Source organism: Isoptericola sp. b515 (assembly GCF_030588125.1).
In the GTDB taxonomy this organism is placed as follows: Bacteria; Actinomycetota; Actinomycetes; order Actinomycetales; family Cellulomonadaceae; genus Isoptericola; species Isoptericola sediminis.
In genome coordinates this window covers 1-1,770 of record NZ_JAUQYR010000008.1, presented here as the reverse complement: position 1 = coordinate 1,770, position 1,770 = coordinate 1, and the positions used below count along the sequence as shown (strand labels likewise).

The following is a 1,770-nucleotide window of genomic DNA, read 5'->3' as shown; positions in this document are numbered from 1 at the left end:
GCAGCAGGCCCCCCACCTGTGGTGGGGGGCCTGCTGTGAAGGGTGTCCGGCGGCGTCCTACTCTCCCACCCCGTCTCCAGGGCAGTACCATCGGCGCTGAAGGGCTGAGCTTCCGGGTTCGGTATGGGACCGGGCGTTTCCCCTTCGCTGTGACCGCCGTAACGCTGTCGAGTTGTTCGGGTTCCCCGTGGTCCACCCTGGTCGGGGGTGGTGGGGGTGGTGCCCGTTTCTCGGGAACCGCACAGTGGACGCGTGCATAGCAGTGTATGTGTATGGAAGTTGTCGGCTGATTAGTACCGGTCAGCTGCGACAGTCGTTGGTCCTGTCTTCCACTTCCGGCCTATCTACCCAGTGGTCTAGCTGGGTGCCTTCACAGGACTGGCCTGTTGGAAACCTCATCTTGAAGCAGGCTTCCCGCTTAGATGCTTTCAGCGGTTATCCCTCCCGAACGTAGCGAACCAGCGGTGCTCCTGGCGGAACAACTGGCATACCAGAGGTTCGTCCGTCCCGGTCCTCTCGTACTAGGGACAGCCCTTCTCAAGTTTCCTGCGCGCGCAGCGGATAGGGACCGAACTGTCTCACGACGTTCTAAACCCAGCTCGCGTGCCGCTTTAATGGGCGAACAGCCCAACCCTTGGGACCTACTCCAGCCCCAGGATGCGACGAGCCGACATCGAGGTGCCAAACCATCCCGTCGATATGGACTCTTGGGGAAGATCAGCCTGTTATCCCCGGGGTACCTTTTATCCGTTGAGCGACGGCGCTTCCACGAGCCACCGCCGGATCACTAGTTCCGACTTTCGTCCCTGCTCGACCTGTCGGTCTCACAGTCAAGCTCCCTTGTGCACTTGCACTCGACACCTGATTGCCAACCAGGCTGAGGGAACCTTTGAGCGCCTCCGTTACTTTTTGGGAGGCAACCGCCCCAGTTAAACTACCCACCAGGCACTGTCCCTGGTCCGGATCACGGACCGAGGTTAGATGGTCGATGCGGTCAGAGTGGTATTTCAACGGCGACTCCACCGGCGCTGGCGCGCCGGTTTCGTAGTCTCCCACCTATCCTACACAAACCGCACCGAACACCAATACCAAGCTGTAGTAAAGGTCCCGGGGTCTTTCCGTCCTGCTGCGCGTAACGAGCATCTTTACTCGTAGTGCAATTTCGCCGAGTTCGTGGTCGAGACAGCGGAGAAGTCGTTACGCCATTCGTGCAGGTCGGAACTTACCCGACAAGGAATTTCGCTACCTTAGGATGGTTATAGTTACCACCGCCGTTTACTGGGGCTTAAATTCTGGGCTTCGCCGAAGCTGACCCGTCCTCTTAACCTTCCAGCACCGGGCAGGCGTCAGTCCGTATACATCGTCTTGCGACTTCGCACGGACCTGTGTTTTTAGTAAACAGTCGCTTCTCCCTGGTCTCTGCGGCCCTCACCGCTTCCCCCAGCAAGTGGGTTCACGGATCAGGCCCCCCTTCTCCCGAAGTTACGGGGGCATTTTGCCGAGTTCCTTAACCACGATTCTCTCGATCGCCTTAGTATTCTCTACCTGACCACCTGAGTCGGTTTGGGGTACGGGCGGCTAGAACCTCGCGTCGAGGCTTTTCTTGGCAGCTGAGGATCACCCGATTCCCGCATACGCGGTATCTGTCGACTCTCACCCTCGTGCCTCGCGGATTTGCCTACGAGGCGGGCTACGGCCTTGGACGTGGTCAACCATCGCCACGCCGGGCTACCTTCCTGCGTCACCCCTGTTAACACGCTTACCTAGTAC

The 1,770-nt window shown here is 59.2% G+C and carries 2 rRNA genes; both read right to left on the bottom strand.

The features are described from left to right. Positions 1-44 precede the first annotated feature (44 nt). Positions 45-161 (bottom strand): 5S ribosomal RNA (gene rrf, locus Q6350_RS15290). Positions 162-269: 108 nt separating this feature from the next. After that, a 23S ribosomal RNA gene (locus Q6350_RS15285) occupies positions 270-1,770 on the bottom strand; the annotation flags it as partial.